This is a genomic window from Nonomuraea sp. NPDC004186 (genome assembly GCF_053603495.1).
The window spans coordinates 1-3,961 of the sequence record NZ_JBSGFQ010000259.1; the positions used below are offsets into that span (position 1 = coordinate 1).

A 3,961-nucleotide genomic window follows, 5' to 3' on the forward strand; every position below is an offset into this window, starting at 1 on the left:
CGGCGACCTCCTCCGGATGGCTCGCCTCGATCAGGGTCACCTCCGTCTCGACCTCGATCTGGAGCTCGTACAGGAAGTCGTCCTCGCTGTTGGGAACGCTCATCTTTCCTCCATGCGTGGCTTGAGCGGATGTCCGGAAGACCGGCTGACCGCGTGGATCAGCCGTACAGCGATCTGGCCGGAGGCGAACAGGCGGGTGAAGCGCTCACCCTGGTCAGCCGCCAGCGCGTACGCGGGCTCGGCCCGGTGGCGGGTCGCGATCATCGCGGCGACCTGCTCGGCGCGGCGTGACCAGGACCGCGGCGCCCCGCCGGGCTGGTCGATCTGCTCGACGATCTCGAATCCCGCGCCGGCGAGCAGATCGACAAGCTCCCCCTGGGTGGGGAAGTGGTTGCCGTCCGGCACCGGAAGGAGCTGCGGGCCCCGGGCGACGACCACCAGCAGCCCCAGCGAGGCGCCGGGCTTCAGCACCCGGTGGATCTCGCCGAGCACCGTGGCCTTGTCCTGTACGGTGCACAGCACCCCCAGACACCAGGCGGCGTCGGCCGACCCCGTACGGAGCGGAATCCGTCGCCCGTCCCCCGCGACGACCGGCAGCCCGAACAGCCGGGCGGCGGCCCGGCGCGCGGCCGGCATCGGCTCCAGCAGGATCGGCCGGACCCCGAACCGCTCCGCGGCCCAGGCCGCCGGCCCGCCGGCGCCCGCGCCCACGTCCAGCAGCGTGATGCCGGCCGACAGCTCGCACGCCTCGGCCAGCCAGGCCAGTGCCGCCGGACTCGCGCTGCCGCGGCAGGCGGCCGGTATGGCGTGCCGCTCCCCCAGCTGCTCGACGGCGTCGGCGGTCCAGCCGGCGACATCATCGAACTCGGCGACCATCGCCGATGCGGTCACTGCGTAACTCCTGTCCCGTCGCGGGCGCGTGCGTCGCCCGCCGGCCGTCCGGTCGTCGCCATGGCAGTCGTCGAGGCTCGGGCCGGAGGCCGGGCATGACGGCCGGGCCCGTTGGTCGCCGCGTCGCCGCCGCACCTGGAACAACCTCTCCCGCACTACTTGCCGGCGGCGTTCCGGCGGGCCCAGTCGAGGTAGTGGATGGTGCCGAGGATCGCGTCCTCACCGGGCACCAGCGTCCGCTCGCCCGGCACGCTGCCGTAGTAACGGGCCTGCGGGTCGGCGACCACCGTGCGCGGGTCACCCCAGGCGGCCAGGGCATCGCGGAAGAACTCGTCCATCCGGACGTCATCAGGGCCGCCCACCTCGACCCGGCCGTTCAACGGCTGCCCCACCGCGACCCGGCCGACCGCCTGGGCGACCTCCTCACCCGCGATGGGCTGGAACCGCACCGGCGCGATCCGCACCGTGTCGCCGTCCGTGGCCTCCTCCGCGATGGCCCGTACGAACTCGAAGAACTGCGTCGCGTGCACGAGCGAGAACGGGATCCCCGACTTCTCGATCAACCGCTCCTGAGCGATCTTCGCCGCGAAATAGCCGTTGTCCGGCATCCGTTCCGTGCCCACCACCGACAGCGCGACATGATGACCGACCCCGGCCACCGCCTCCGCGGCCAGCAGATTGCCCGTGGAGGTCTCGAAGAACTCCATCACCGCCGCGGGCTCGAACGACGGCGAGTTCGACACGTCCACCACCACCTGCGCGCCCGCCAACACCTCCGCCAGCCCCTCACCGGTCAGCGTGTTGACACCGGTGCTCGGCGCCGCCGCCACCGCCTCGTGACCGTGCTCCCCCAGCATGGCCACCACCTTCGACCCGATCAGGCCCGTCCCGCCGACCACGACGACCTTCATAGGTGCCCCCTTATTTCTCCGCCGGGGCACCCACGTGCCCACCGGTCGTCAGCTAAGACAGGGCAGCCTTCAGGCTTGTGACAGCAGCCGTGAAATCTTTTCCTTTTTTCTGGATGAAGACCTCGTCAAGGCCGCCGGTGCTATTCGACGAGTTTTCCGGCGGTTGAGACCTCGCGCATGAGCGCCGCGATCTCGGCGGGAACGGGCGGGATGGCCTCCCTGGCCACCGATCCGGGACCGGACCACACCAGGTTGACCTGCAGCGCGGGGTCGAGCTCGGGGTAGTCGGAGCGGTTGTGGCAGCCGCGGGTCTCGCGACGTTCGAGGGCGGTCTCGATCGTCGCGCGGGCGGCCAGCGCCGCGGACTTCAGGTCGAAGGCGTGGGCCAGGTCCTGGAAGCCGGCCAGGTCCGGATGCACGCCGACGTCGGCGATGCGCGCCTCCGCCGCGCCCAGTTCGGCCAGGCCCTTGCGCAGGCCGCCCTCGTCGCGCACCACGCCGGCGTGCTCCGTCATGATGTCGCGCAGGGTCCGCTGCAGCGCGCGTACGTTCTCGGGGCCGTCCGCGGCCAGGAGGTCGTCCACCTCGGCCCGTGCCGCGTCGAGCGCCTCGGCCGAGCGGCGCTGGGCGTCGAGGCCCGCGGAGTACTCGGCCGCCGCCTGACCGACGATGCGGCCGAAGACGAGGAGCTCGATGAGCGAGTTGCCGCCCAGGCGGTTGGCGCCGTGCAGGCCGCTGGCCGCCTCCCCGATCGCGTACAGGCCGTCGACCCCGGTGCCGTGGTCCTCGGGCCGCACCCAGACGCCGCCCATCGAGTAGTGCGCGGTCGGCGCGATCTCGATCGGGTCCTTGGTGATGTCGAGCATCTGCAGTTCCAGGAGCGTCTGGTAGACGCGCGGCAACCGCGTCATGATCGTCTTGCGTGGCAGATGCGACACATCCAGCCAGACGCCGCCGTTCGGGGTCCCGCGGCCTTCTTTGATCTCCGTGTACGCGGCCAGGGCGATGCGATCGCGCGTGGACAGCTCCATCCGCTCCGGGTCGTACCTGGACATGAACCGCTCGCCGAGCTGGTTGCGCAGGATTCCGCCCTCGCCCCGGGCGGCTTCGGAGACGAGGGTCCCGGCCGCGTTCTCGGGCGCGATGAGACCGGAGGGGTGGAACTGCACCAGCTCGGCGTCGCGGATGCGGCAGCCGGCCAGGACGGCGAGGCGGAAGGAGTCTCCGGTGTTCTCGTCCCTGCGCGAGGAGGTACGCCGCCAGATCCGGGTGTGGCCCCCGGCGGCCAGGATCACCGCGTCGGCATGGATGACGTAACGGCTGCCATCGGTCAGATCGAACCCGTACGCGCCGAAGACCGCGTTGTCGCGGACGAGAATGCGCGTGACGTACACGGTGTCGAGGATGGGGACATCGAGCTGCGCCGCGCGGTTGATCAGGGTGCGCTGGATCTCCAGCCCGGTGTAGTCGCCGGCGTAGGCGGTGCGCCGGTAGGTGTGGGCGCCGAAGAAGCGCTGCGAGATGCGCCCGTCCTGTTCGCGGGCGAACGGCATGCCCCAGCGTTCGAGGTCCTCGATACCCTGCGCCGCCCCCTCGGTGACGATCTGCACCGTCTGCGGATGGGCGAGGAGATAGCTCTCCTTGAGGGTGTCGGCCGCGTGCTGCTGCCAGCTGTCCTCGGGGTCCATCGTGGCCAGCGCCGCGTTGATGCCTCCAGCCGCGAGGGAGGTGTGCGCGTCGGCCTTCGGCCGTTTGCCCACCGCGAGGACGCCGACCCCGCGCTCGGCGAGCTCGATGGCCGCCCGCAGCCCGGCTCCTCCCGTGCCGATGACCAGGACGGACGTGGCGATCCGGTGCTCTGGCGAGTGCATGGTGCTCCTTTGACAGCGTCTATGGAAAGCCGTTACGGGAGCAAGACCGGGTAGTGCCGCGATTTGTGACAGGAAGAATCTTCCTGGCCTGTACCTGGCCACCGGCCTGTCCCCGCTGTCCGGGGGGTAGCAGTCGAGGAATCGCACTTCCGGCGAGGGGGACGCCGGAGCAGGGGGCGATGGCGGTGGCCGATCTGGAGCAGGCGGCGGCGGTGTTCGCCGGGGTGCGACCACGCCTGTTCGGGATCGCGTACCGGATGCTCGCCAGCGTCACCGAAGCCGAAGACC

At 71.1% G+C, this 3,961-nt stretch carries 3 protein-coding genes; all 3 read right to left on the bottom strand.

Annotated elements, in window-relative coordinates:
• Positions 1–99 precede the first annotated feature (99 nt).
• The 3 genes from ACWEPL_RS65045 to ACWEPL_RS65055 all read right to left on the bottom strand — a co-directional run bounded on the left by ACWEPL_RS65045 (position 100) and on the right by ACWEPL_RS65055 (position 3,673).
• Positions 100–891 carry a class I SAM-dependent methyltransferase gene (locus ACWEPL_RS65045; protein ID WP_452443035.1) on the bottom strand — a complete coding sequence of 264 codons (792 nt, stop codon included), beginning with the start codon at positions 889–891 and terminating at the stop codon, positions 100–102.
• Between the two features lie 155 nt (positions 892–1,046).
• Entirely contained in the window at positions 1,047–1,802 is a 756-nt protein-coding gene (locus tag ACWEPL_RS65050) for an SDR family oxidoreductase (RefSeq protein ID WP_452443037.1), read from the bottom strand.
• A 140-nt stretch (positions 1,803–1,942) separates the two neighbouring features.
• Entirely contained in the window at positions 1,943–3,673 is a 1,731-nt protein-coding gene (locus tag ACWEPL_RS65055) for an L-aspartate oxidase (protein ID WP_452443039.1), read from the bottom strand.
• Positions 3,674–3,961: the final 288 nt, after the last annotated feature.